Origin of the sequence: Acinetobacter sp. MYb191 (assembly GCF_037572605.1) — a bacterium.
In the GTDB taxonomy this organism is placed as follows: Bacteria; Pseudomonadota; Gammaproteobacteria; order Pseudomonadales; family Moraxellaceae; genus Acinetobacter; species Acinetobacter johnsonii.
The window spans coordinates 420,121-446,236 of the sequence record NZ_JBBGZP010000021.1; the positions used below are offsets into that span (position 1 = coordinate 420,121).

Genomic DNA, 26,116 nt, shown 5'->3' on the forward strand with positions numbered 1-26,116 from the left:
GTTTCTTTTTGGAACTTAGGTAGAGTAGAAAAAAATTTTATGCTTAACCGATTATGCAAAATTACGAAACTTTAGCTATTACCTGCTCTGACCATTATTCACTCAGTGGACGCTTTTATGCAGCCCAAGGTACACAACAAGCCCTACCTGTTTTAATCTGCCCTGCCACAGGTATTACTCAACAGTTTTACCACCATTTTGCATCATGGCTTGCAGAACAAGGCTATGCCGTTTTGGTTTTTGATTTTCGCGGCATTGGTGAGTCTTTGCATGAACCACTTAAAAAGTCGAAAGCCAGCATCGTGCAATGGGGGCAATTGGATATCCCTGCGGCGATGGAGGTGTTATTGAATAAGACCCAAGCGACACAAGTGATTTTGCTCGGTCATAGTGCAGGTGGGCAACTTTTAGGTATTAACCCAAACTATGAAAAAGTCGCAAAAGTCGTTGCTGTTGCAGGCTCAACAGGACACGTAAAAGATTTGAAAGGTCGTACTAAACTCCTGGCTCCTGTGATGTTTAAACTAATCTTTCCTATTGCACGTTATACCTTAGGCTATGGGCCGACCAATGCCATTGGCATGGGCGAAAACCTACCCAAAGATGTGGCACGTGATTGGGCACAGTTTTGCAGCAAACCAGGTTATGTAATCAATGCCTTAGGCAAAACAGTACAAGATGACTTCCACCGTGATATTCGCTGTCCAATCACAGCCATTTGGGCATCGGATGATGAAATTGCTACGCAAGTGAATGTCAAAGGCTTACTCAGCCTTTACCCAAATGCACATACAGATCAAATTGAACTCAAACCACAGGCATATGGCCACAAAGCCATTGGTCATATGGCGATGTTTAAGCGTTCCCATCAAAACTTATGGCCTGAAATTGCAGCACAGCTTTCATCTTAAGGCGGCACATATCAAGCCAAGCCTATCGCCAGTTCAAGCAGCACTTGCTTGGCTGGCTTTATTTTAACCGCAAAATTGCAGCTTTCAGATAAAAACCAACGCTATTGATAAATTTAATTTCATTAATCGATAAATAAATATTATATTTCCACCACGAATTTTTATTAAGTCATAGTTCATGTGATGTCTATCGCATGTGCTAGAGATGGATGAATCATGTCTGCACAACAGCAACCCCAGCTTAAGCATGGGCTGAGCAACCGCCATATTCAGCTGATTGCTTTAGGCGGCTCTATTGGTACAGGCCTATTTTTAGGCATTTCTCAAACCATTAAACTGGCTGGCCCTTCCGTTATTTTAGGCTACGCACTGGCGGGCTTAATTGCATTTTTCATGATGCGCCAGTTGGGTGAAATGGTGGTTGAAGAACCCGTGAGTGGCTCTTTTAGTTATTTTGCCTATAAGTTTTGGAGCCCTTTTGCCGGCTTTATGTCGGGCTGGAACTATTGGGTACTCAATGTCTTGGTCTGCATGGCGGAACTCAGTGCCATCGGCCTCTATGTCCAGTATTGGTGGCCTGAAATTCCCACATGGATTTCAGCGCTTGGTTTCTTTGTACTGATCAATGCCATCAACCTGCTGCATGTCAAAGTCTTTGGTGAAACAGAATTTTTATTCTCCATGATTAAAATTCTCGCAATCATTGGCATGATTGGATATGGCGCTTGGTTACTGGCAAGTGGTCACGGTGGTGCACATGCCTCTATTTCCAACCTCTGGGCTCTAGGCGGTTTCTTTCCCAATGGGATTTCTGGCTTAATCATGGCGATGGCCATAATTATGTTTTCCTTTGGGGGGATTGAACTCGTTGGTATTGCAGCTGCGGAAACTAAAAATCCGACCACGACTATTCCTAAAGCAGTCAATCAAATTGTCTACCGTGTGTTACTGTTTTATGTGCTTACTATCATCGTTCTGCTCTCGTTGTTTCCATGGAATCAAATCGCAGAAGGCGGTAGTCCTTTTGTTTTGATTTTTGACTCCTTAGGCAGTCAAGGCGTTGCAACTGTGCTGAATTTTGTGGTCTTAACCGCAGCTATATCGGTGTATAACGGCACCAGTTATGGCACGAGTCGTATGCTGCTAGGTCTGGCAGAACAAGGCAATGCTCCACAATTTTTAAAGAAAATTAACCAGCGTGGCATTCCTTATGCAGCCATTTTATGCTCTGCATTGGTGACCTTACTGTGTGTCGTATTGAATTATATCTTTCCAGAAAAAGCCTTTAAACTACTGATGAGTCTTGTGGTTTCAGCCATTGTAATTAACTGGATGATGTTGGCGTTGACCCATTTAAAATTCAAGCAACGTATGCTGGCATTGCAAAAATCAACTTTGTTTCCAACTTTGATTTACCCTATCAGCAACTATATCTGTATTGTATTTATGCTTGGTATTTTAGTGGTGATGTGGCTCACACCTGATATGCGAATTGCAGTAATGCTGATTCCACTTTGGATTGGCTGCTTAACTCTAACTTACTGGTTTAAACAAAGATCAAAAACGCAAAAAATACAATAAATAAGTCAGCAAACAGCGCCAATAAAAGGCACCCTTCCCTTTAAAGACGCTGTTTGCAAATCAAAGCCAATTTCCCAAATGACTTTGATTGAATCACTTTATTGTAGTCATGACCGATGCAGAGTGTTTCTCTTTTATTTGCTTATTTTGAGCATTTATTGAGAAATATTTTCACATAAAATAGTTTATAAAGAAAATTATACGAAGGAATACGTTATGAATGACGCTAACTACGTTTTATATAAAATTGACCGCCGTATTTTGTCTGAACTTCGCCAAGACGGCCGTCTGACCGTTACCCAGTTGGCTGAGAAAGTTGGGCTGTCCTCTTCTCCTTGCTGGACACGTGTAAAACGCCTAGAAAATCTCAACATCATTGAAGGCTATACAGCAAAGATTAATTCAAAAGCCATTGGTATTAATGAGCTGTTTTTTATTGAAATTACGCTTGAACGCCATGATGATGAAATCTTAGAACAATTTAGTGAAGCACTGGCTTACATGCCTGAAGTGGTTGAAGCACATTTAGTGACTGGCGATTACGACTATTTACTCAAAGTTGCAGTGAAAAATGCAGAACACTATGAGCGCTTTTTGCGTAAAAACTTATACTCAATGAAAGGTGTACGTCATACACGCTCCATTTTTGCCTTACGTCCTTTGAAACTCGAAAATAAATCAGACCTCATTATGATTGAGTGATTACTGCAAATATTGTGTAAATGTGGTTTAATACACGCAGTATGAGATGAGCCTCTTACAGTATGTGCCTTAGATGTGCATACGACTAGCCCCTAACCATGGGGCTTTTTAATGTCTATAAGTTTTAAAATACTGATATTTTAAATAGTACACATTATTCAAATACAAAATGGTAGCCAATAAAAAAGCACCCCAAGGTGCTTTTTTATTAACGATATCATCTCTAAAAATATTAACCCAAAATACCAATTGAGAGCTGAATCACAAAAGCATTCACAATATCGACAAAGAATGCGCCCGTCAGCGGAATGATCAAAAAGGCTTTATGGGATGGTCCGTAAGTATTGGTTACCGCTTGAATATTGGCAATTGCTGTAGGTGTCGCTCCTAAGTTGACACCACATTGGCCTGCACAAAGTACCGCAGCATCGTAGTTCTTGCCCATCACACGAAAAGTCACAAAGTACAAATAAAGTGCTAAGAACAGTGTTTGAACAATCAGGATAATCACCAGTGGACCAGCCAAATCTGCCAACAGCCAAAGCTGTAAGGACATCAACGCCATGGCTAAAAAGAGTGCCAGTGAAGCATTGCCAAATACATCGATACAGCGGTCAAAAACCTGAACTCTCAACCCATGCTCTAAAATATTACGTAAAACCACACCACACATTAGTGCCCAAACAAAACTTGGTAGCTCAAACCACTGCCCTTTAGCTACCGCTGTCATGAAGTATGCAAAGCTGATACAAATGGCAAACATCCCCATGGTTTTGACCGCATCATCTGCCGTAATTAGACGCGTTTTTTCAGGAAATTCAAATGGAGCCGTTTGTGCTGAAGGTGGTGCTTCATTACGCCCTGTTGCAGCTGGAATTTCTTCAGCCAACTGGTAGCGACGTATCAGAAATTTAGCTACAGGCCCGCCCATCATTCCCCCAATGACCAAACCAAATGTTGCACTTGCCATACCCAGCACAATCGCACCATGCACACCATGTTCTTGTTCAAATATCGTGCCCCATGCACCTGCTGTCCCATGACCACCTGTGAGTGTGACCGAACCGGTAATTAAACCAATCAGCGGGTCTAGACCTAAAACTTTGGCAAGACTAATACCAACCACATTTTGCAGCAGGACAAATACAATAACGCAGACCAAAAAAACAAGCAGCGACTTCCCACCTTCTTTGAGCTTAACTAAGCTTGCACTTAACCCCACAGAGGTGAAGAACATCAGCATAAAAATTTGCTGAATATTGGTATCAAAGTTGACAGTTATGTTTGAACCTTTAAATAAGATATAAGTGATAACAGCTGCAACCAACCCACCCGCAACTGGTTCGGGAATGTTATATTTTTTTAAAATACTGACTTTATTCACAAATACATAACCGACCAATAGCACAGCAACTGCTGCAACAATGGTCATAAATGCATCGAATTGATAGTTCATGAGGTATCCAATGATGCTTATTGCATTAATTCTAAAACAGATAAGTCAGTAATGAACAGGCTAAAGTTTCTCAATGTACAATTTCTATGCTTTAGATTACATGATGTTTTAAAACTGAGCTCAGTATTTTAAAACTACATCATCTTAAAAACAAAAAAGACCCAATTGAGTCTTTTTTGTTTTTACAGCAGCGTAACTTTAAAATTAAAATTTATAATGAAAGCTTAATGTTGCATTTCTTGGTTCGCCCCAAATCATTGAGTCTGAGCCTATTCCATCATAATATTTTTTATCAAATAAATTATTTACATTGAGTTGTGTACTAAAATTTGGATCAAACTTATAACCCAGCATTGCATTTGCAAGATACAAATCACCTCTGTCCACACGCGTCGAACCTGTGCCTTTATAAATTTTACTAAAATAATTTAGGCCAGCACCGGCATACCATGCTTCATTTTTATATTTAACAAATAAGTCTGCCGTAGTCCGAGAACTGGTAGAGTTATAATCAACACCTTTAGCATCCTTAGCATCAAAATTGGCAACACCAAAGCTAAGCCCCCAATTCTCATTAAGCTCACCATCAATGTTGAGTTCAACCCCTTTACTGGTTACACCTTCAGCCGCAAAATAAGCATTTTCTGGTGTATCAGCCCCGTTGTTATCTTTAACTTTTACTTCTTTTCCATTTGAATCATATAATTGCTCTGCAACATTATCTTGCTCAATTCGGAAGATAGATAAGGCGGCATTTAGCTTTCCATCCAAATATTCACCTTTTAAACCCATTTCATAGCTTTTACCATCAATAGGATCAAGGTAATTGCCACTTACATCTTTTCTGTTTTGTGGTTTAAAAATACTGGTATAGCTCACGTATGCTGAATAATCTCGCGCAACGTCATAAATAAGGCCAAAGTAAGGTGTAATCTCATTTTTAAACTCTCTATTCCCGTTACCATCTGCTGCTTCGTATTCCCAATTTGAAACACGAACACCTGCAACGGCTTTTAATGGATCTAAAATATGGAATTTACCTGAAATGTAACCTGCTGTTTGAACCGTGTTATTGAGTACACCTTTTTGATTTTTTTCTATAGGTACAACAATTTGGGTATTCATATCGTTAAAGTTTAATGCATCTACATTTAATACATTCCCTCCCGTATAATAAGAACCTCCAAAGTTATTTTTCTTTAGTTCAGATTTATTCCATGCCCCTCCAATAACAATCTCTTGCTCACGGCCGGCAAGTGTGAAAGGTGCTGCGATATAAACATCGACATTATTTTCATCGGTACGTTGATCATCTGCATAAACAGAAACATTATACTTTTTGGTAGTCTCATTATAGACAGGAAGTGTATTTGTTTCTTTATTCACTTGCCCTGTTGTGTACAACAAGTTTGAAGATGAATCTTCTTTTCTGTATAAATATGAAACGTTTAAGCTTACATCATTAAACAAAGTATGCTTTAAGTCAGCAAAAAGCATCGTCGTTTTTGCATCCCAATACGTCCAGTCAGAACTAACTGTTAGTGATCGATCAAAATTGGTTCTGGTACCATCGGTATAAAATGCGGGTAAGCCTCCCCAACGCACACCATCGCGATTCAACTCTTGATAAGATGCAGCGAAAGATAATAATGTTTTATCGCTAATATCATAATCAATTGCACCATAAACAATATTTCGCTCTTTCTCATAAAAATCCATAAATGAATCTTCATCAGAATGTTTTACGAAGATGCGTCCACGAAGTGAGCCATCATTATTTAAAGGTGCAGATAGATCTGCCGAGCTTGAATAACTATTCCATGAACCTGCCGATGCACTTACTGATCCAGCAAATTCCTTTGAATTTGCATGCTTACGGATTAAATTAATACCCATTGCTGGGCTTCCAGCTCCAGTCATTAAACCATTAGCACCTTTTACGACTTCAACACGATCATAAATGCTTAAATCTAGGTCAGCTGCCACTAAGTTTGCAGTTGTTGGCTTTCCATCGATAAGGAAATAATCTACATCAAAACCACGTGCATAAGGTCGTTGACGTTCGTCCGTACGCGGAGTAGATACACCTGTAATATTACTCATCAAATCTTGGAAGGACTCAATGTTTCGGTCATCCAAATATTCACGGGTATAGACTTTGACTGTTTGTGGGGTTTCACCTAGGGATAAATTTAACTTGGTTGCGGTATTTGTGCTACTCGTCGTATAGCTGCCTGTATTTTCGGTAACTGCTGTTTTATCTTGAGCTGTAAGGGTAATGGTCGCCAACTGTGCATTTGGCTGAGACGTTGCATTCGCCTCCTCCTCTTCCACGGTGTTTGCGTGTGTTATAGACAGCATGGCAGTTGAAGATAGGAAAATAATTTGCATCGCCAAATAAAGTGGCTTTTGCGTAGACAAAGGACGTTTAAACATATCAAGACATTCACAGCTAATGAGAAAAAATAAGACAATGAATTGATAATTTTAAAGTGCGCACGTGCCTACTATGCTTAAGTAAAACAAGCACCTTTGTAGCATCACAAGTACTAAGATTCGTAAAATCCTTTTCGAACATCTCAGTGGTTTGAGTCATTACATATCAATCCATGTCGAAAAATTATAAACAAAAAATAACGCAAGTGATACTAATTATCATTAGCAAATACATCTTTAATTTAGATTTAAGATATTTGTATTGTAGATATACGTTCCTTTTCACAGAAAACTGAGTAAAAAACAAACAATCTATATTTATAATGCTCTAATTTTTTATAATTATAAATATGACAACAAAAAAATAGACCAAGTGTATCTTGGTCTATTTTTAGCTCATGGTCTTGTCGATGACTTACTCAATGTCATACACCCAGTTTTTGGCTTGTTGGTCTGTTGTCGTTTCACACACATAGTAGTCTTGATCCCACGAGTCTTGATGGAAGATTTCCATTTTTCGGTAGGTCACTTGTTTACCATTTTCCACACAGATAAAGCTGTCGCCTTGGTCTTTAACCTGAGTTCCGTTGAGGAAACCACCAATACAGAGGAATCGAGATTGTTTAACCATTTGTGTACTTCAACTTTTTAAATCATTTAACAATTCGTGGATTAAACGATTTATTAAATGGACTGTAAAGTGGAACAAACAATATCTATAAAAGAAATATCAATCTATCAAAGTGAATATTCAACTGAAAGATTGAAGTCATAAGCAATACACAAATGACCTCATGTTGTAATATCAAGAGATGCCTATTTCATTTAATCAACAAACTGTGCAGGGCTTAAAGAATTAGTTTCAATAAATTGAGTGTACCTCTTCAGTTTTTCAAGAGTACTTTCGATATCTATTAATTCTGAACTTTCATCTCTAATAAGATACTTAGTTGTTAAAATCGTCATTGTTTCACCTTTACCAAATCTGGTTGGTTTTTCAAAACTTAAACCATCCTCCTTAGCTTTAGCTAAATAATGCTTGTAACAAATATTTCTAAATTTTTTGTCATTTTCTTCTTTGTTACTATTAATTTTTAACACTAGATCTTCTTCTTGAATTTGCAAATACTGTGTACAAAATTCATTTTTTTGAAATGCCCACCAATACCCCATGAACCCACCATTTTGATTAGGAACATATCCCCAATTACCTCGATTCAACTCTTTTTGCAAATACTTGAAAAATCCGATCCAATTTTTATGATTCCATTTCTCTTTATGAACAAATGCGTTAACTTCATTTTCAATTGAATTTATATAGTCTTTAAAATCATTAAAAATATCACTGAGCACATTCTCATAAATATTTAAAACTGAAATTAATTTATCCCTAGAAAAAATCTTAAACCCATCGTCTATTTCTTTTTTATAATTAGATTGATCGTGTGTTTTAAAAAATATAGCTAAAACATTTTCCTCACCTACCTCTGAGGCAATAATATTTCGATATCTAGTTAGCTGATCTCCATGTGATTGGGTTCCAGTTTTATCTTCAATAATAATAGAAAAATTGTTTATTTTAAGTAAGATATCAATATTTTTGTATTGTTTGGAAAGACTGAACTGTTCAATTTTTTCAGGTATTTTTTTATTTTCCAATTTAAAAAATTCTGATATTAAACTCAAAGCACAATTTTTTAAAGCTTGATTTACATTCTCATATTTAGGATTTGCATGATCTAATAGCCAAAAAATAAAAGCATCTTGCGATAATTCTTTTGTAGCATATTTAAAAATATTTGGTTTATCCATTTTATAATCCAAAAAATAAGGGCTGATAAATCAGCCCTTATTTTTAACTCATTTAAACTTAATTATCAATCAATTAAGTCAATTGAGCAGCAGCAATTTTCTTGGTATCAACATTCGCAGCAGCGTCAGTATAGTCACCCATTTTGTCGAAGCTTAAGTATTGGTAGATGTCAGCAGACATGCTATCAATTTGAGCTGCATACTGTTGGTATTCTTCTGGAGTTGGTAATTTACCAAGTACAGCAGCAACAGATGCAAGTTCAGCAGAAGCCAAGTAAACGTTCGCGCCTTGACCTAAACGGTTCGGGAAGTTACGAGTAGAAGTCGATACACAAGTAGTGTTCGGAGCTACACGTGCTTGGTTACCCATACATAATGAACAGCCTGGCATTTCAGTACGCGCGCCAGCTTTACCATAAGTATTGTAGAAACCTTCTTCCATCAATTGACGTTCGTCCATACGCGTAGGTGGAGCAATCCACAAACGAGTTGAAAGTACGCCACCAGGAACTTTCTCTAACAACTTACCAGTTGCGCGGAAGTGACCAATGTTTGTCATACATGAACCAACGAATACTTCGTCAATTTTCACGCCTTGAACGTCAGAAAGCAATTTTGCATCATCTGGGTCATTCGGGCAGCAAAGAACTGGTTCAGTAATTGTCGCAAGGTCAATTTCATACACTTTCGTGTATTCAGCGTCAGCATCAGCTTTAAGAAGTGATGGGTTCGCTAACCATTTTTCCATGTTCTCAACACGACGAGCCATAGTACGCGCATCGCCATAACCTTCAGAAATCATCCACTTCAACATTGTGATGTTTGATTTCAGGTATTCAGCAACTTTCTCTTCAGAAAGCGTGATAGAACAGCCGGCAGCAGAACGTTCAGCAGATGCATCAGAAAGTTCGAATGCTTGCTCAACAGTCAGGTCAGTTTCCATTTCTGTTAAGTCGATCTCAAGGATACGGCCAGAGAAGATGTTTTTCTTACCTTTCTTCTCTACAGTTAAGTCACCTTGCTGAATCGCAACATAAGGAATTGCATGTACAAGGTCACGTAGTGTGATACCAGGTTGCATTTTACCTTTGAACTTAACAAGTACAGATTCAGGCATATCCAGTGGCATAACACCAGTCGCAGCAGCGAACGCTACAAGACCAGAACCCGCAGGGAAAGAAATACCAATTGGGAAACGCGTATGTGAGTCACCACCAGTACCAACTGTATCTGGAAGAAGCATACGGTTTAACCACGAGTGAATAATACCGTCACCTGGACGTAAAGATACACCGCCACGGTTCATGATGAAATCAGGAAGCGAGTGTTGCATTTGAACGTCAACTGGTTTTGGATACGCAGCTGTGTGACAGAAAGATTGCATAACAAGGTCAGCAGAGAAACCTAAGCAAGCCAAGTCTTTCAATTCATCACGTGTCATTGGACCAGTGGTATCTTGCGAACCAACAGTCGTCATCTTAGGTTCACAGTAAGTACCTGGAAGTACGCCTTGACCTTCAGGAAGACCACATGCGCGACCAACCATTTTCTGTGCTTGAGTGAAACCTTTGCCAGTAGCAGCAGGTTGAACTGGAGTACGGAATAAAGTCGATGGAGCAAGACCTAAAGCTTCACGCGCTTTAGTCGTCAAACCACGACCAACGATTAAGTTGATACGACCACCCGCACGTACTTCGTCTAGAAGCACTGGAGTTTTAAGTTCAGCTTCAGCAATTACTGCGCCGTCTTTAGTTGCAGTTACTTTTGCAGCAGCATGATCAATGTTAAGAACGATTTCGTCACCCATGTTCATGTTTGCAACATCAATTTCGATTGGCAACGCGCCAGCATCTTCCATTGTGTTGAAGAAAATCGGAGCGATTTTAGAACCTAAGCAGTAACCACCGTCTTTTTTGTTCGGGATGTGAGCAATTTCGTCACCGAAGAACCAAAGTACAGAGTTAGTTGCTGATTTACGGCTTGAACCTGTACCAACAACGTCACCTACGTAAGCAACTTGGTTGCCTTTCGCGATTAAGTCTTTGATTTGGTTTAATGGACCAACTTCACCAGGAACTTCTGGGTTGATACCGTCACGTACGTTTTTCAACATTGCATTTGCGTGCAATGGAATGTCTGGGCGGCTCCATGCGTCTTGTGCAGGTGACAAGTCGTCAGTGTTAGTTTCGCCAGTTACTTTGAAAACAGTCAGTTTGATTTCAGTCGGAACGTCTTTACGAGTCGTGAACCATTCAGCATCAGCCCAAGATTGCATAACCGCTTGTGCATTCGCGTTACCCGCTTTTGCTTTGTCTGCAACGTCATGGAACGCATCAAATACAAGAAGAGTTTTCTTCAATGCTTCAGCCGCTAATTCAGCAAGTGCAGCATCATCAAGAAGAGCAACTAAAGGAGCAACGTTATAACCACCAAGCATAGTACCTAGTAAGTAAACCGCACGTTCTTTAGAAACTAATGGAGAGGTCGCATCGCCTTTAGCCAAAGCAGCTAAGAATGCAGCTTTAACATATGCAGCTTGGTCAACACCCGCTGGAACACGGTTTTCTAGTAAATCAACTAAAAATGCTTCTTCGCCAGCTGGTGGGTTTTTTAATAATTCAACTAATGCAGCTGTTTGAGCATCATCAAGTGGCTTCGGTGGGACTCCGAGTGCGGCACGTTCTGCAACGTGTTGGCGGTAAGCTTCTAGCACGGTGTTATTCCTCTTTTTTAAAAAATTATTTACGTATTCCTGCTTTAAATAAAGCTACGTAAATAATATGGACTGCTTAATTTTACTAAAATTCCAGTTAAAAGTTAATGCGCTACAAGTGTTTCTTCGTGATGCCCATTATTTTCTAACTAAATGATGCTCATATCGATTGCACATAAAAACAGCAATATAGTCAGATCGTTTGGAATTGTTTCACATTAACTTTGAACTGCCATTTAAAAACAAAAAAGGCAACCTATGTTGCCTCTTTTTACGCAATATAAATATTCAACCTTAGTGTACTGTTGTCGCTTGAATATATTGTTTGAAACTTTCACGACAGCCTTCAAATTTCATCTGAATTTCATCCTCATGCAAATTTTGATGTGCAGAACTTGCAAAAGAAATTTGTACTAAAATACGTGTGGGTTCGTGGTCAAGTGCGTGTTTGAAATATACATGGTCACCCAAACTGAGAACATAATGACCACCGCCAATTACGGCCACACCATTTTCATCTTCCAAGAGTAAATCAGCGTGATTTAAATAGCCAACAACTTCCATTTTCTGCTCCTCTCTTTTTTATTCTATGTTCATTATTCTTTATTTTTATATACTTTGCTATATATATGATTTAGAGTTTTGTCACAAAAAGTTCCATGCAAAAAATAAAAAACCGTTCCTTAGAACGGTTTGTAATCTGGCATTTCAGTATGCGGTGTTGCAATACATTTTTCAGTATATTTCACACGAATTTTTTCACGCGCACCTTCAATATCGGATTTAATTTCAGCCTCAGGTAAAGCATAAACATCTTCAATAATTTCTAACGCAAATGCCTTGGTCATTTCGTCTTCAACTTTATTGGCATGCTCAATCGCTTTCTCTTTTTCAATGGCATTTTGGCGGTCTAACATAATTGAACGTGCTGCATTACCAATACTTTTACAATAGCCATGCCATTGCTCTTCTGGTGTTAACGGTTTTTTCTCAGCACAACCCACCAGTGCAATCACAGCAGCCAAAGCGAATAACTTTTTCATTACAACTCTCCTATTCGCCCTATCATAATCAAACTTTTTCAAATGAAGAACCATTACCCACTTTAAATAGTATAAAAGCCCAAATTTGGGCTTTTATACTTAGAAAAATTAACCGCAGCTTGCTTGAACCACTTTATTGGTTTTCGGATCAACTGTTACTGTCACACGGTCTTCACGATAATCCATAGTCACAGGCTGCCCTGGTTGTACTAAGCGTACCATCTTCGCACTGGTTTTTTGCTTAATCTGTGCTTCAGTTAAATTTGACTGACCAATCAAAGCTGTCGCTTGCTCGGCAACACATTTGCTTTGACTAGCACGGAAAAGCGCCCATTCTTCAACAACTTGACCATTCGGTAAATGGCAATAACCTACTTCACCATTGGCCTCTTTTCGAATCTCTAATTTACCACCCTGTTCAACACAGTACGTACTAGCAGGATTAGCCATACCTAAAGTTGGCTTTTCAGTTTCATTCTTTTGCGCAGTACCACAACCGGAAATAGCAGCAACCATTAATCCAAGCATTAAGATTTTTTTCATAAAAAATATTTCTTTAAATAAAAGATCAACATAGCAAATATATTTAAAAAAAACTGTGCGAGTTTTGCAAAATTTAAGATTGCATAAAAAAGCCCATCATTTGACGGACTTTTTATACTGAAAGGCTATATTTTCAGTTTATTTTTAATTGACTGAGTGAATATCAAGCTCTTCATTTTTCGCTAAAACTACAGATGCTAGAATTGGAGTACATAAAATAAACGGCATGGCAAAGATCCAAAAGACCACGGTATAGTGCGGATCAAAGAAAAACTGAATAGCAAGCGCCACTAAAATTAAAACTGAAAATAAAATCGCTGCAAAGCGTATTACAAAATTGATCGGCATAGGGATCATCACTCTAAATTTAGCAAGTCCATTTACTATACACCTACTTTCATTATGGTTTAATTGATTTTAAGTATCTAGTGTCTGTTATTCATAGGTTTTCTTCATCTATCAAATAAAAAGTTTTAACAAATGTCGAATTACACTTAAATAAGCAGCTAAAAAATAAAGCCTACATGATGTAGGCTTTATTTAGCAGAAGAGTGCTTTAGAACTTCCAGTTATAGAAGACGTCGATGGCTCGCTCTAATGACTGACTCGCTTCTAAGTACATACGTTTGTTCATTTGATAGCGTAGAGTCAGTTTATTGACTGGTGTAAAGACACCCACGCCATAACGGATATATAAGTCAGGTGTAATATAACCAGTCAGACTGACTTGTGTGTCATCCCCTGTGCCTTGCGCATCCAACGCTAAACCGCTTAAGCCAAAAGTACGTCCAATTTGGTTAGTAAAGGCGCGTGTACCGCCTAAACCTAAACTAATCCCTGCGGCAGCAATGGTGTTATTGACATCTGACTTAAAGCCTTCCGTTTGACTTAAACCAGTTGTACCTTCATTAATGCGGCCTGTAATTAATGCATTCAAAGCTTCTTGCTCGGAAAGCCCTGCATCGTTATAGACTTGAATATTGGGTGATGTTGCCGTACCCGTCACACGGAAACCCACCGTGCTGCCTTGTACATTTTTATTTGCATCGACATCCAGTGTCGGGTTGCTCAACACACCGTTAAAACGCGCAATAGCACGGTTTAAATCCAAACTCTGTCCATAAGCTTCAATTTTAACTTTCTGACTTACTCCAATTGCACCATTGGCACGCATTGCGGTTTCAGCACCGCGCTGAGACAAATATAAACGTCCTAACAATGGAATACGACTATTAAACCCTTGGAACACAACTTGATTACCTAGTCCAACCATCAGATCAGCACGAATATCCCAAGGTTTTGCGCTATTTAAAATCGCCAATTGGTTTTGGCCTTCTCTGACCACGCGTACATCTGACGATACGTTCACCACAGGTACAGATGCTTCAGGCATCGAAATAAGCGCACGAGGAACTTGAATTTCACCGTTTAAGGTTAATTTCTTACTCAACGGTAAAACATCCAGTGTGATTTTAGGCGTCACTAGCGCGGTAATTAATGGCGCTTGGCGAATCAGTAGATTTTCTCCATTCAACTGAAGCTGAATGCGTGGATCATTTTTCCAATCTACCGTCCCTGTAAGTGTGCCCACCCCACGACCACTGTTAAAAGCACCATTGATGGTGGCTTGGTCTTGGCGTATAGCGGAATACAGCTGAATATTGGTCAAATTGACTGGAAGTGAGATCATACTAATTGAACCGTCTTTCAGACGGACATCGCCTGTAAGTAGTGGTGCTTTTAGCGTTCCATTAATCATACCTGCATACGAAATTGTTCCGCCCATCGAACGTACATCCGCAATGAAAGGTTTAAAGACTTTGAGTTGTACCTGATCAAATGCAATTTCACCGCGCATAGGCATATTGTCCCGATACGGATCAATAACCACATTGGCATAGCCCACACCAATTTCAGGTGTTTTGACATCCAAACGGATTTGTAATCCTTCTGCGATGCTTTTGGCAACCAAAGCCACTTGTTCATATTTTAAGGTTGAACCCATATCTTGTGGGTCATCCGCAGCCAAGCCAATCACACCATCACGGGTGACTAAGCGCGCATCAATTTTTGGTTTAGACCCTTGTGCCCAAACCGCTTTAGCATGACCATTTAACTTACCTGTAATTGCTAACCCTTCAGGCATAAAGGCAGCAAAGTCGTTTAGGTCGAGGTTTTGAGTCAAGAATGAAATATTGCCACGTGTTTTACTGACTCTAATCGGCTGGTCAAAACACAACTGACTTTGTTGACTCATCCAACAATGCGCGCCAATCAACAAATCTGCTTTGGCACTGTTATAGACCACGGCTGCACTTTGGCGCTGTACCAAACGTGCGCGCAAAGAGTCAAAATCACCTTTTTGGATCTGACCTAGCCAATCATTTTGCGCATTAAAACCACCTGCCAATTGCACATAAAATTTCGACTTTTCGTTTTGTGCAGAAAATTTTAATAAATGGGCTTTGCGAATACCTGCCAGTGAAATTTCACCTTGTTGAATTTCACGATTACCACTTCTTAAGCTTTCCATTTTTGCAGTCAATAATGAAGGCGTTGTTTCTGATGTCGGTAATTGCCCGACAATGCGTAATTTACGCATATCAATCAGATCTTTAAAGCCAAAATTATCCACTGCTAAGTTTGCGGTAGCCCTTAAGCGTGGTTGAGATTGGATATTTAAATAGCCGTAGGCACGGCCACGCAAACCCGCATAAATTTCATACAGCGCAGGCGCATTAATATTCAGTCTTAAATTTTGCGCATTACCCGTCGCTTGCACTTGGTTTTTGGCATACGCCAACAGTAGGTTATTCGCTTCAAACTGTTGCGGTAAAAAGCCCTTTTCGCTGGAGTTGAGCACCAAAGCTAAATTACCTGTGCCACGGACTGGCTTATTGTTCAGCGTACCCGCTAGGTTTAAGCTTTCAATGTTAATGCGTTTTAAAGCATCCGACCATGTACCTTTGGTTTTCACTACACCAGACAATTCGCCTTTAACACTAGACGCAAAATATTGAGGTTTAAAACGAATGAATGCTGCATTCACATCCCAAGTGATGCCGTGAATAAAATGTACCAAACCACTGGCATTAATTTGGCCTGCCACACCATTATGTTTCAGCTCAGTCACTTTAATAAATTCAGGCGTTCCTGAAAGTTTTAGGTTTAATGTGCCCTGACTGGCTTCAAACTGGCTGGCTTTTAAAGCGCCATCATAGTTCACTGCATAGCCTTTGAAAGCACCACCAGCTTTTTCATCATTAAACAGGAGTGCCGCTGTTGACTTACCCGTTAAGTGAACCGTTTCATTATTGCCCACCATTTTTCCAGTCAGATCAATGCCCTGTAGCTGAATGATTTGCTGATTCGGTTTGGCATAGCCACTTGCTTGTAGCTTTCCGTTCAATAGATTAACCGGTGAAGCTTCTGCCACCATTTGCGGGTTAAAATCTTTCGCGTTTAAAACGGCTTTCCACTTCAGTTGACGTTTCTCATCTGGCAGCTCAACCACCGCATTACCACTTAAGCTTCCCTTACCTGCCACATAACTAAAACTCGGCACATTTAAATTATTATTTTTAAAATTTAACTGTGCGAGGTAATTACCCGCAGGTAACGTCGCTTTTTAGTGTTGACTCACAACAGTTGCAACATGAATATCTTGCTGACCTTCAACTAACGCCAGTTTTACATCCCCTGAAGCACTACTTAACCAGCCAATATAAGGCACAGCACGGTCAATATTTTTCCAAGAGACATCCATCAACATTGGCTGGACTTTGTTATTTTTCTCTGGGTTTTGGTCTAGTGCGAGATGCCATGCTTCATAACGATCAAAGTCTAGATCTGCAGTTAAGTGTAAGCCTTTTTCAAGCGTACCTTTAGATGCAATTTTTGCATCCAAACTTGGCGGTAGAAAGTCAGAAACCACTTGTGGCAGTACATCGTCTTTAGGATTGATTTTATCTAAACGACCTTGTATGTCCCAAGTGACATGATCTTTCCAACTCACCACACCACCCAGATTGACCGAACCTTTCATCAACTGAGCATTTAGGTTATCAATATCAAGTTGATGAATCAAATCGGTATGCATCAAAGCAGTATATTGACCTTTAGGAATGTCTTTACCACTCAGATCTGTATTTAAGTCGATATTTAAACGTTCGATATCACCTGAAAATTTAGCAACGCCTTTTTCAGCATAGAGTTTGTAATCGGTCAACAGCGGTAAGTTGTAATGATTAAATTTGAGCTGACCTTGCATCGGTACATGCTTACGTACAGGGTGCAAAATGGCCCAACCCGTCAACAGGTCAGGTGTCCTCGTTGCAAAACCCGCTTGGATAGTGTCCAGTGTGCCTGTTGCATGTACAGCAATATCATGCACATTTAAACTATCACGCAGTGCTGGTAAATTGGCAATGGCGGTCGCTTCAAGTGGATATTTCCCTGAGAATTTCATTTTCCCAGTTGCTTTACGAACTGCTAAATAGCCCATGTCCATACGAGAGTCTTCAAACTCAAGTTCCGTCCCTGACCAGAGGGCATTATTTAAATGCACATCATAAAAATCTACTTGGGCATCGGATGCGGTACGAATATTTAAATGATCAACATCTGCTGTATCTAAACGTAAAACAAAGGGTAATTTAATTTCGCTGAACTTAAAGGGTTCATCACTCGGTTCACCTTTGGTAATGATACGTAGATTGCGCACATCAGCTTCACGTAGATGAATCTCTTTATCTAAGATAGCGCGCCAACCCAAACTCACGTCAGCACGGTCAATTTTGACATCGACAGGCTTTAAGGTGACCACCACATTTTTAAGGATAATACCTTTCCACAGATTACCACCTTCATACTCATATTGGATAATCTGCTGACGTTGTAAAACTTGGTCGAGTAAGAACTTACTGCCTTTATCGGTAGAAAACATGACCGCTAGCGATATCACCAACAAGATGAGCGTCAACAACAGCGTCAAAATGACACTTCTAAAAATACGTCGCTGTTTGACAAGCGGCGTAGGTGGTGTTGGTTCTTGCTGCTGTTCTACTTCAGCCATAGTCTTCCCAAAAAAGTGTTAAATTTTATAATAATGAGCCAATAAAGAAATGCACACGTATCGGATGGCTATCATCAGAAATACCTGAAGCTACATCAATCCGGATCGGGCCTATCGGTGATGCCCAGCGCACACCAAGACCGACACTGTATTCGGTGTCATTGCTAAAATCGGTATCATAAGCATTACCAAAGTCGCTGAATACTGCTGCACGCCAGCCTTCTTTAAACTGGTAATTGTATTCCATGGAGCCGACAGCTAAGGCCTGGCCACCCACTTTAAAACCATCAACCACAGGTGACAAACTCTTATAGTCGAAACCGCGAATACCTTGGTCTCCACCCGTAAAATAACGTAAGTTGTAAGGGACTTTATTAAAGTCTTCAGTAAAGATATAACCGAGATCGCCACGTCCGACAAACTGGTGATTATCATTTTCACCCAAGGAATAGATAAAACGCCAACCTGCATTTACGATGGCCATATCTGCATCTGAAAGCAAGCTTTCGCTTCCCAGTTCAATTTTATAAGTTTGTTTAATTCCCTTACTTGGGTTTACACGTTTATCGCTATCGATTCTAGAAATTTCATAACCCAATAAAAGTGACTCTTGTTCTGGGTCATCATTGGCAATAAATGCATCCGGCAAATCATCTACATTCGCTGAACCCTTTTGCGTCAATCGATCTAAACGGTAACGCACCCCATAGGTATGTTGCCAATTCCCCATTGGGTTTTTGATAACACGGTCAGCCCCAGCAACAGCAGATTCAGTGAGTAAGTTTACGCCTTGTCCGATGTCATCTCGTTCTTCACGCTCATACCCCCCCACGAGACTGATATAATCATTTAGTGGATGCTTATATGGGATATTATAGCGACCATCAATAGCCTGTCGAATTTCTGAAAGTTCTAAGTTGGCATCAAAAGAGTGTCCACGCTGGTTAACAATCGCACGGCGATACTGTGTACGTAAGCGTGCACCTGAGTCACTACCGTAACCTGCACCAACTTCTACACTATTTAACTGGTCTGCATTTAAAGTAACTTTAACGGAAATTACTTTTGTTTCCCGAGCTTCAAGTTTTAAACGCTCTTCTTCACTCTGTTTGGTTTCTTGTGCGGTGCGAAGCGCTGCTTGTGCTTTATTCTGCTCAGGATCATTAACACCTGCGAACTGTGCTTCACTCACCACAGACTGCGTCACTTCACGATTCGAAGCAACTTCCTGTTTTTCTTGAACCAGAACATCCTGACGAGAAAGTTGTTGTTCATCGACCAACTGCTGTAAATCAGGTGGTAACTCACGAACTCTTTCTACAGGATCAGGTCGAACAGCATCTACCAAGCTGTAGTTAAAGTAACGTGAGTTGGTCAAATTATTAGCCAAACCATTAACACGCCAAAAGGTATAGTCCGCGCCAGGCTCCCAAGTCACTAAACTTTGCAAAACATCTAAATCAATAGGCAGTGGTTTGCTTGGGTCACTCATCACAAACTCAACACCGCCGAGTTTATAGCGTTCACCTGTTTCATAACGTAAGTTAATGTCTGCGGTATTTTGCGGCTGTTCAACTTTCACATCATGTAAGCGCCAGTAACTATCAAAGAAACCGTTATTGCTGGCCGCTTCATTAATTCGTGCTTTCGTCGACTCGTATAAGCCGTGGTGCAATACATCGCCAACGTCTTGTTCAGGTAAGACTTTAATCACTTGGAACTGCGGTAAGTACTGCCCTGCGCCACTAAACTCGATATTTTGTTCTTCAATCCGCACAGGAGTATTCGGTACCACTTGAATGCGCACACGGTTACTGCTGGTTTTTTCAAACTTAAACTCAGCATTATAAAACCCGACAGCTTGTGCGGCTTGGTTGGAAAGTGAACGCAACTGTGGCAATGCCGAAGGAAAGTCTTCAAAAGACTCTTCGGTAAAGCTAGAAATTTTGCCTTTGATATTTTCTTTTAAATTAACCAAAGCGGCCTGATACGCTTTATTGGATATTTCACCTTCATATTTCGCATTGATGATTTCGACATCCGCACTGATCCGCGGCACTTTTGCAGTATCCAGTTCTCTTGGTGGTCGAATTTTATAAAGCATGCGTTTAAAGAAATTAGGTTCTTTGGCAATTTGCTCTTCAGCACTCATGCCAAAATCTAAAGTATTTCCTTGCGTGTTGGCTTCTACTGAAATTTTACTGTCTGCTTGAATGCTTTGCATCAGTTGATCGACATTGACTGGAGCTTGATTAATTTCCGCCATTTCCTGTTGAGTGGCATCACTCACCACCAACTCGGTCGTTTGACCGCTACGGTAAGCTTGGGCTTCTGCTTTCGCTTGCTCAGCCACCTGATAAATATCATTGGCCATGCCTTGATCAACTTGCACAGTTGGCAAGTCCTCAAGATCGTCAAACTCAATCGGTGCAAATTCAGGTAAATTTTTTAAAGCCGTCTGCTGCTGTTGCAACATTTGCATACTGTCTGGAACGCTAGGGTGAACCACAGAATTTTCAACTTTTTTTAATTCGTCCGCGCTACCCATACCTTGACGAATCGCTTCTTTTTTAATGTCGTCAGTGAATTGTGTAGAATTTTGTGGCTCGACTTGTACGTTACTTGGTTTAATAGCAACGGGTGTTTCAGCTAAAGCAGCTTGTGACAAAAGCGTTAAAAAGATACTCAGACACAAATATTTATTGTTATGATGCCACGGTATGAAAGAATTCATACTCAATGAAAGAGTCGAGTTTTTAAATTGTGTTTTGGCAAGCATAGAAAACTCTAAATTTATTTAATCGTTATGGATTTGCTCTAATGAATTGTCACAAAAGAACTGAAATCTATTGATTATTTTACCCAATTTCAGGTTTTAAATATCTTACATGATTTTATTGAACGTTTGAGCAATTAGTCACATTTCTTAATAAAACTTAATGCAGCGCAAAAAGCATGAAAAACAATGAACATCTATTAAGTACCCGTCGTGTTCTTCCCATGTTTATTACCCAATTTTTTGGTGCTTTAAACGACAATGTCTATAAACAAGCTTTGCTTTTAGTCATTACTTATGGATGGATTAATCAACAAGCAGCGGATGTCAGTACCTTAAATAATTTAGCCGCGCTGTTATTTATTTTGCCTTACTTCATTTTTTCTGCAACCGCAGGACAAATTGCCGATAAGTTTGAGCGCTCACAACTTATTCGTGGCATCAAAGTTCTAGAAATTGTGATTATGCTCATCGGTTCCGCGGGTTTCTTGTTGGGCAATTTATGGCTGCTGCTCTTGGCTCTATTTATGATGGGCACGCACTCCACCTTCTTTGGCCCCATTAAATACGCCATTTTACCAGAGATTCTAAAACCGAATGAACTCATGTCGGGCAATGCGCTATTTCAGTCGGGTACATCCATTGCTATTTTAATCGGAATGATTTTGGGTGGCGCAGTCATTTCGGTTTCTCAAGGCAATCTTATTTGGATCAGCCTGACAGTCGTCATCATTGCCGTTTTGGGTTATTTCTCCAGTCGATTTATCTTAAAACAAAAAATCAGCTCGCCTGACTTAAAAATTGACTGGAATTTCTTTAGAACCAGTTTTCAAACACTAAAATATGCCAAAAGCCTCCCCCTCATCTTTATGATTTTACTGGGGAATTCATGGTATTGGTTTTACGGTGCAACCTATCTCACCCAAATTCCACAGTTGACTCAACAAAACCTACATGCATCCGAAAATGTCGTCAGTCTTTTACTCACGTTCTTTTCTGTCGGGATTGGAGTCGGTTCCCTGCTCTGTCGTAGAATTGGTGGCTCTGAAGTGAATATTAAAATGGTGCCTATCGGTGCGATTGGGCTCACCCTATTCGCTTTTTACTTGGCTTTGAGTCTGGCTTTTGTACCTGAACGTACAGGGGCGATGATGAATGTCGCGGATATGTTTAACCACGGTGCAATTTACTACCATGTCATGCTTGCGGTGACCTTGCTCGGCATCAGTGGCGGTTTTTATATTGTGCCGCTATACGCCATGATGCAAGCCTATTCACCGCGTTCACACCGTGCACGTGTTGTTGCCGCAAACAACATATTAAATGCGGTGTTTATGGTGTCTTCTGCTATATTTTCGATTATCATTTTAAGTGTTTTGAAGATTGATATTAAAATACTTTTCAGTATTACTGCTGTATTAAGTGCGGGATTTACGCTGTGGTTGTTATATCGACTCAAACCCATGCTAAAAACCGTACAACCTGAGTTAGAGGACTAAAGTTATGCGTCATTACACTGGCATCGATAAATTTATCAATTCTTTTGATCAAGCCCTGCGTAGCTTAGTTCCGGGCACGACGTCTGCTCAACGTGAAAACCCAGGCAAGGCGGTAGAAACACAACTCGCAGTGAGTGAAGCTCGTCATGTTGCAGGTTTAATGCGGGTCAACCATAGTGGCGAAGTGTGTGCGCAAGCGCTTTATCATGGGCAAGCTTTAACGGCAAAACTGCCGAATGTACGCCGCGAAATGGAACAAGCCGCAATTGAAGAACAAGACCATCTTGCATGGTGTGAAGACCGCTTAAAAGAGCTAGACAGCCATACCAGTCTGCTCAATCCAATTTGGTACGGCTTATCCTTTGGTATGGGCGCAATCGCAGGCATTGCAGGCGATAAATATAGCTTAGGTTTTGTCGCAGAAACTGAACGCCAAGTGAGCCTGCATTTACAGCATCACATCAGCCAACTCCCTGCTCAAGATGACCGTTCACGCAATATTCTTGTGCAAATGAATGAAGATGAATTACACCATCGTGATACAGCACTGAATGCTGGCGGTGTCGATTTACCGATTCCTGTCAAAATCACCATGACGGCTATTTCAAAACTCATGACCAAGACCAGTTATTTTATTTAAGCAAATATGCCTTACTCTTATAAAAAAGCAGTGGAAAAACCACTGCTTTTTTATTGACTCTAATTTGCTTATTCCGCTGATATCGGCAGTAATAAGGTATTACCCGCTTGCTTTAAATTCGCCGTATATTTTGATGCTAGTGATGGGTTAGATGGATAGCTTTTCCCATTGTATTTCAGCACGACTTGCCCTAAACCACGCGTATAGACCGACAAATCACGCCAACCTTGGGTTTGGGTACTCAAAGCATAAATCGGTGTAGATGAGACAGTTATTTTGCTATGCGGTTGGAAACTCCCATCTGCAAGACCTTTAAAGACCAACAATGTACAGCCACCTGAACCACACCACTCCATCCCACTTAACAACACCACGGCATCATCAATTCCGTCTTGGTTTAAATCATATAGGCTAGTTTGATAATCCGATTGATCTTGGGTATAGGCCTGAACAGCTAGTTTTAACCCTTGTTTTTCAGTCGTTTGAGATACACTCGTTATATCCATAGCAGTTGTCGCTGTCGTTTTGGACGGAGTTGAATGACAGCCCGCTAAAAACACTGCTAAAGAAAGAGCACTCAAAATTTGTATTTTCATGAAAATAGCTCGCTGCGAATTATATTTTATAAGCATGTTAAGCCAGTTCAACTGCCAATCACACTTCGATATGTTACTTGGCTTCCAAGCAGCTCACCGTTGGAAATATATGCGCTTGATGTTGAAATGCAGCATCCTTCCACACATCGAACATTGGAATTTTAACGTCTAGCGCCAAAGGCAATTTTTGGGGATTGAACTGCATATGTTCTAAGTTTTCACCCCATGCAATCAAATCGACATCCAGTGAAATCTGATGTGATGGACGGACACGCCCAGATGCTGCTTCCATATTTTTCAGCAATACCGAAATATCGGCAACGGACAAAGATGATTTCAGCAAACAGGCTGCATTCCAATAATCTGCCCCAACCCCATCGCGGCATGGAATTAAATAAATATTCGAAAATTGCAGTTGCCCAATTTTAATAAGTTGCTCAGAGGCATATAAAAAATGTTGCTTTGGATTATTATTACTCGCCAGAGCTAGGGCGAAAATCGTTTCGGTGGCGTTCAAGACGAATTCCTACAGAATTTGCTTGCGCGATAATGGCAGGCTTACGGATGGTAATATTAATCGATTCAATCGCATGAAAGGTAGAAAAAAGTGCATTGATGACCAATTTTGCCGCATGTTCAATCAGTTCAGGCTTGGCGTCTTGAATGACCTTTGCTGCAATTTCACAAATTTCAGCATAATTTAAGGTATGGTCTAAGTCATCTGAGTTTGATGCTTGCTCCAAATCCGTTTGAATAATCATATCCAACATTAAAGGCTGAATAATCTGACGTTCCCAGTTAAAGCAGCCAACCACTGTTTCAACTTTTAAGCCTTCAATGATAATTGCGTCCACATTATTACCTTTAACAGATTTTGACATTTTAATCCCTGTCTTAGGAAACTATGTTTTTCATCCCCTAAACAGGAAAGCATTTTTCAGTCCCTCTTTTAAAAGAAGGACTGAAAGGGATTTTTTGGTGAGTGTGCTTCAAAAGAACTTAATTTTTTAATAACACATTTGGGTCCATAGTTTGCACCATTTGCAAACGCTGGTCAGCATAGATGTCTGTATACGGCGCAAGAATGCGCATGAAACGATCAAAATACAGCATCTGTTTAAATAACAAGGCAAAATCACGCGGGAAGCGAATCCCGTGGCGCTCACCCACTGCGACCATATCCATCATGATGTCATTCAAATCTGCTGGGTTTGAACTCAGCAATTCTTGCGGATCTGCCAACAACACACCACTAAATAAACGCTCAAGATCTGCAGCCAACACCTGAGTATCAATCTTCACAGCGGTCATGCCCATTTTCAGCATGTTTTCCGCCATGAGTGCATAATCCGTTTTTTGTAAGGTATCCATAAAGGCGATACAAGCTGTCCATACTTCAGGTTTCAACTGCCCCACAATGCCGAAATCAATAAAACCGACACGACCATCATCAAGCAGCATCAGGTTTCCAGCATGTAAGTCGGCGTGGAAGCTATTACACATCATTAGACTACCAAACCATGTATTCATAGCAGTAATCAGGACTTGGGATGGGTCTTTACAGCGCTTTTTAACCACTTCAAAATCAGTTAATGGCACACCGTAAAGACGCTGCATGGTGAGCACACGGCGGGTCGAATATTGGTGATAGACCTTAGGTGCCATCGCCTTATGGTTTTGCGTGATATTGAGATAGTTCACAAAGTCATCCAGATTACTGGCTTCTTCAATAAAATCGACTTCGCGCACCATGCGGGTTTTGATTTCTTCCACAATGTCTGCAAGAGATGCAAATTTGACTTTAGGCACTGCTTTTTCTAAAATCTTGGTAGCCCAGTGCAGAACATTTAAGTCGGTATAGAGAATTGTTTCTACACCTGGCTTTTGTACTTTAATCACTACATCTTCGCCCGTCACCAGCTTTGCGGCATGGACTTGAGCAATAGATGCTGAAGCTAAAGGTGTTTCATCAATCGATGCAAAAATCTCAGACAGATTTCTGCCTTCAAACTCAGAAGCTAAAACCCCTTGTACATAACTAAACGGTAAAGATGGAGTTTGGTCTAAACAGCCTTGAAACTCTTCAACATATTCACGTGGAAAAAGTGAAGGTGTACTCGCAATAAACTGACCTAACTTGATATAGGTTGAACCCAGAGACTCAAAGGTTTCACGCATCAGTTTGGCATTACTTGGTTTTTCAGTTGCGTACTTAATACCAGCACGTGCTGCAATGACTGCTGTTTCCCCAACACGGGCAACAGAACGCAGTCCATCTAAAAAGATATTGTTCTTCATAATATCGGTCAAAAATAAATTGTATTGAGTGTATCA

At 40.2% G+C, this 26,116-nt stretch carries 19 protein-coding genes and 1 pseudogene; 5 read left to right on the top strand and 15 right to left on the bottom strand.

Annotated features, from left to right (window positions below; all coding sequences use genetic code 11):
* The first annotated feature begins 53 nt into the window (after nucleotides 1–53).
* The 3 genes from WH214_RS15760 to WH214_RS15770 all read left to right on the top strand — a co-directional run bounded on the left by WH214_RS15760 (nucleotide 54) and on the right by WH214_RS15770 (nucleotide 3,194).
* The gene (locus WH214_RS15760) at nucleotides 54–911 is read left to right on the top strand and encodes an alpha/beta hydrolase family protein (protein WP_339422528.1); all 858 of its coding nucleotides are present in this window, start codon (nucleotides 54–56) and stop codon (nucleotides 909–911) included.
* Between the two features lie 216 nt (nucleotides 912–1,127).
* The gene (locus tag WH214_RS15765; RefSeq protein ID WP_004981955.1) at nucleotides 1,128–2,492 is read left to right on the top strand and encodes an amino acid permease; all 1,365 of its coding nucleotides are present in this window, start codon (nucleotides 1,128–1,130) and stop codon (nucleotides 2,490–2,492) included.
* A gap of 216 nt (nucleotides 2,493–2,708) precedes the next feature.
* On the top strand, nucleotides 2,709–3,194 hold the full coding sequence (locus WH214_RS15770; RefSeq protein WP_339993729.1) for an Lrp/AsnC family transcriptional regulator: 486 nt from the start codon (nucleotides 2,709–2,711) through the stop codon (nucleotides 3,192–3,194).
* Nucleotides 3,195–3,426: 232 nt separating this feature from the next.
* Here the strand turns inward: WH214_RS15770 and gltS are convergent, their stop codons facing one another.
* The 11 genes and pseudogenes from gltS to WH214_RS15825 all read right to left on the bottom strand — a co-directional run bounded on the left by gltS (nucleotide 3,427) and on the right by WH214_RS15825 (nucleotide 21,050).
* On the bottom strand, nucleotides 3,427–4,650 hold the full coding sequence (gene gltS / locus WH214_RS15775) for a sodium/glutamate symporter (protein WP_339422527.1): 1,224 nt from the start codon (nucleotides 4,648–4,650) through the stop codon (nucleotides 3,427–3,429).
* A 204-nt stretch (nucleotides 4,651–4,854) separates the two neighbouring features.
* The gene (locus WH214_RS15780) at nucleotides 4,855–7,086 is read right to left on the bottom strand and encodes a TonB-dependent siderophore receptor (protein ID WP_339422526.1); all 2,232 of its coding nucleotides are present in this window, start codon (nucleotides 7,084–7,086) and stop codon (nucleotides 4,855–4,857) included.
* Between the two features lie 415 nt (nucleotides 7,087–7,501).
* Nucleotides 7,502–7,717, bottom strand: a complete 216-nt coding sequence (locus WH214_RS15785; RefSeq protein ID WP_259233255.1) for a hypothetical protein — start codon at nucleotides 7,715–7,717, stop codon at nucleotides 7,502–7,504.
* 194 nt (nucleotides 7,718–7,911) lie between these two features.
* A complete protein-coding gene (locus tag WH214_RS15790) occupies nucleotides 7,912–8,898 on the bottom strand; it encodes a PD-(D/E)XK nuclease family protein (RefSeq protein WP_094148167.1) in 987 nt (328 codons plus the stop codon).
* A gap of 73 nt (nucleotides 8,899–8,971) precedes the next feature.
* A complete protein-coding gene (locus tag WH214_RS15795) occupies nucleotides 8,972–11,611 on the bottom strand; it encodes a bifunctional aconitate hydratase 2/2-methylisocitrate dehydratase (protein ID WP_339422525.1) in 2,640 nt (879 codons plus the stop codon).
* 294 nt (nucleotides 11,612–11,905) lie between these two features.
* Nucleotides 11,906–12,175, bottom strand: a complete 270-nt coding sequence (locus WH214_RS15800) for a hypothetical protein (RefSeq protein ID WP_125273286.1) — start codon at nucleotides 12,173–12,175, stop codon at nucleotides 11,906–11,908.
* Nucleotides 12,176–12,294: 119 nt separating this feature from the next.
* Nucleotides 12,295–12,654 (bottom strand): hypothetical protein, encoded by a 360-nt coding sequence (locus tag WH214_RS15805; protein WP_094148165.1) that lies wholly within the window; start codon nucleotides 12,652–12,654, stop codon nucleotides 12,295–12,297.
* Nucleotides 12,655–12,762: 108 nt separating this feature from the next.
* Entirely contained in the window at nucleotides 12,763–13,197 is a 435-nt protein-coding gene (locus tag WH214_RS15810) for an I78 family peptidase inhibitor (protein ID WP_339422524.1), read from the bottom strand.
* A 144-nt stretch (nucleotides 13,198–13,341) separates the two neighbouring features.
* A complete protein-coding gene (locus WH214_RS15815; protein WP_339993734.1) occupies nucleotides 13,342–13,545 on the bottom strand; it encodes a hypothetical protein in 204 nt (67 codons plus the stop codon).
* Between the two features lie 208 nt (nucleotides 13,546–13,753).
* Nucleotides 13,754–18,271 (bottom strand): annotated as a pseudogene (locus WH214_RS15820) (translocation/assembly module TamB domain-containing protein).
* A 25-nt stretch (nucleotides 18,272–18,296) separates the two neighbouring features.
* A complete protein-coding gene (locus WH214_RS15825; RefSeq protein WP_339993736.1) occupies nucleotides 18,297–21,050 on the bottom strand; it encodes an autotransporter assembly complex protein TamA in 2,754 nt (917 codons plus the stop codon).
* 176 nt (nucleotides 21,051–21,226) lie between these two features.
* Between WH214_RS15825 and WH214_RS15830 the strand changes: the two genes are divergently transcribed.
* Both WH214_RS15830 and coq7 read left to right on the top strand, forming a co-directional pair.
* Nucleotides 21,227–22,546 (top strand): MFS transporter, encoded by a 1,320-nt coding sequence (locus tag WH214_RS15830; protein WP_339993738.1) that lies wholly within the window; start codon nucleotides 21,227–21,229, stop codon nucleotides 22,544–22,546.
* Between the two features lie 4 nt (nucleotides 22,547–22,550).
* Nucleotides 22,551–23,186, top strand: coding sequence for a 2-polyprenyl-3-methyl-6-methoxy-1,4-benzoquinone monooxygenase (gene coq7, locus WH214_RS15835; RefSeq protein WP_004696505.1), 636 nt, complete (start codon nucleotides 22,551–22,553; stop codon nucleotides 23,184–23,186).
* A gap of 68 nt (nucleotides 23,187–23,254) precedes the next feature.
* Here coq7 and WH214_RS15840 read toward each other — a convergent pair whose 3' ends face one another.
* The 4 genes from WH214_RS15840 to WH214_RS15855 all read right to left on the bottom strand — a co-directional run bounded on the left by WH214_RS15840 (nucleotide 23,255) and on the right by WH214_RS15855 (nucleotide 26,080).
* A complete protein-coding gene (locus tag WH214_RS15840; protein WP_339422986.1) occupies nucleotides 23,255–23,692 on the bottom strand; it encodes a hypothetical protein in 438 nt (145 codons plus the stop codon).
* 163 nt (nucleotides 23,693–23,855) lie between these two features.
* Nucleotides 23,856–24,299, bottom strand: coding sequence for a 2-amino-4-hydroxy-6-hydroxymethyldihydropteridine diphosphokinase (locus tag WH214_RS15845; RefSeq protein WP_339422520.1), 444 nt, complete (start codon nucleotides 24,297–24,299; stop codon nucleotides 23,856–23,858).
* Nucleotides 24,256–24,636, bottom strand: coding sequence for a dihydroneopterin aldolase (folB, locus tag WH214_RS15850; RefSeq protein WP_010327015.1), 381 nt, complete (start codon nucleotides 24,634–24,636; stop codon nucleotides 24,256–24,258). Before folB ends, WH214_RS15845 begins: the two co-directional genes overlap by 44 nt.
* Before the next feature lie 145 nt (nucleotides 24,637–24,781).
* Complete coding sequence (locus tag WH214_RS15855; RefSeq protein WP_339422519.1) at nucleotides 24,782–26,080, bottom strand: ABC1 kinase family protein; 1,299 nt, start codon at nucleotides 26,078–26,080, stop codon at nucleotides 24,782–24,784.
* Between the last annotated feature and the right edge of the window lie 36 nt (nucleotides 26,081–26,116).

Excerpts from the sequence above, each read along its gene's own strand:
- WH214_RS15810 (WP_339422524.1), bottom strand. The coding sequence starts at position 13,197 with ATGAAAAAAATCTTAATGCTTGGATTAATGGTTGCTGCTATTTCCGGT.
- WH214_RS15830 (WP_339993738.1), top strand. The coding sequence starts at position 21,227 with ATGAAAAACAATGAACATCTATTAAGTACCCGTCGTGTTCTTCCCATG.
- WH214_RS15790 (WP_094148167.1), bottom strand. The coding sequence starts at position 8,898 with ATGGATAAACCAAATATTTTTAAATATGCTACAAAAGAATTATCGCAA.
- gltS (WP_339422527.1), bottom strand. The coding sequence starts at position 4,650 with ATGAACTATCAATTCGATGCATTTATGACCATTGTTGCAGCAGTTGCT.
- WH214_RS15840 (WP_339422986.1), bottom strand. The coding sequence starts at position 23,692 with ATGGATATAACGAGTGTATCTCAAACGACTGAAAAACAAGGGTTAAAA.
- WH214_RS15785 (WP_259233255.1), bottom strand. The coding sequence starts at position 7,717 with ATGGTTAAACAATCTCGATTCCTCTGTATTGGTGGTTTCCTCAACGGA.
- WH214_RS15770 (WP_339993729.1), top strand. The coding sequence starts at position 2,709 with ATGAATGACGCTAACTACGTTTTATATAAAATTGACCGCCGTATTTTG.
- WH214_RS15825 (WP_339993736.1), bottom strand. The coding sequence starts at position 21,050 with ATGCTTGCCAAAACACAATTTAAAAACTCGACTCTTTCATTGAGTATG.
- WH214_RS15855 (WP_339422519.1), bottom strand. The coding sequence starts at position 26,080 with ATGAAGAACAATATCTTTTTAGATGGACTGCGTTCTGTTGCCCGTGTT.
- WH214_RS15815 (WP_339993734.1), bottom strand. The coding sequence starts at position 13,545 with ATGCCGATCAATTTTGTAATACGCTTTGCAGCGATTTTATTTTCAGTT.
- WH214_RS15780 (WP_339422526.1), bottom strand. The coding sequence starts at position 7,086 with ATGTTTAAACGTCCTTTGTCTACGCAAAAGCCACTTTATTTGGCGATG.
- coq7 (WP_004696505.1), top strand. The coding sequence starts at position 22,551 with ATGCGTCATTACACTGGCATCGATAAATTTATCAATTCTTTTGATCAA.
- WH214_RS15805 (WP_094148165.1), bottom strand. The coding sequence starts at position 12,654 with ATGAAAAAGTTATTCGCTTTGGCTGCTGTGATTGCACTGGTGGGTTGT.
- WH214_RS15760 (WP_339422528.1), top strand. The coding sequence starts at position 54 with ATGCAAAATTACGAAACTTTAGCTATTACCTGCTCTGACCATTATTCA.
- WH214_RS15800 (WP_125273286.1), bottom strand. The coding sequence starts at position 12,175 with ATGGAAGTTGTTGGCTATTTAAATCACGCTGATTTACTCTTGGAAGAT.
- WH214_RS15765 (WP_004981955.1), top strand. The coding sequence starts at position 1,128 with ATGTCTGCACAACAGCAACCCCAGCTTAAGCATGGGCTGAGCAACCGC.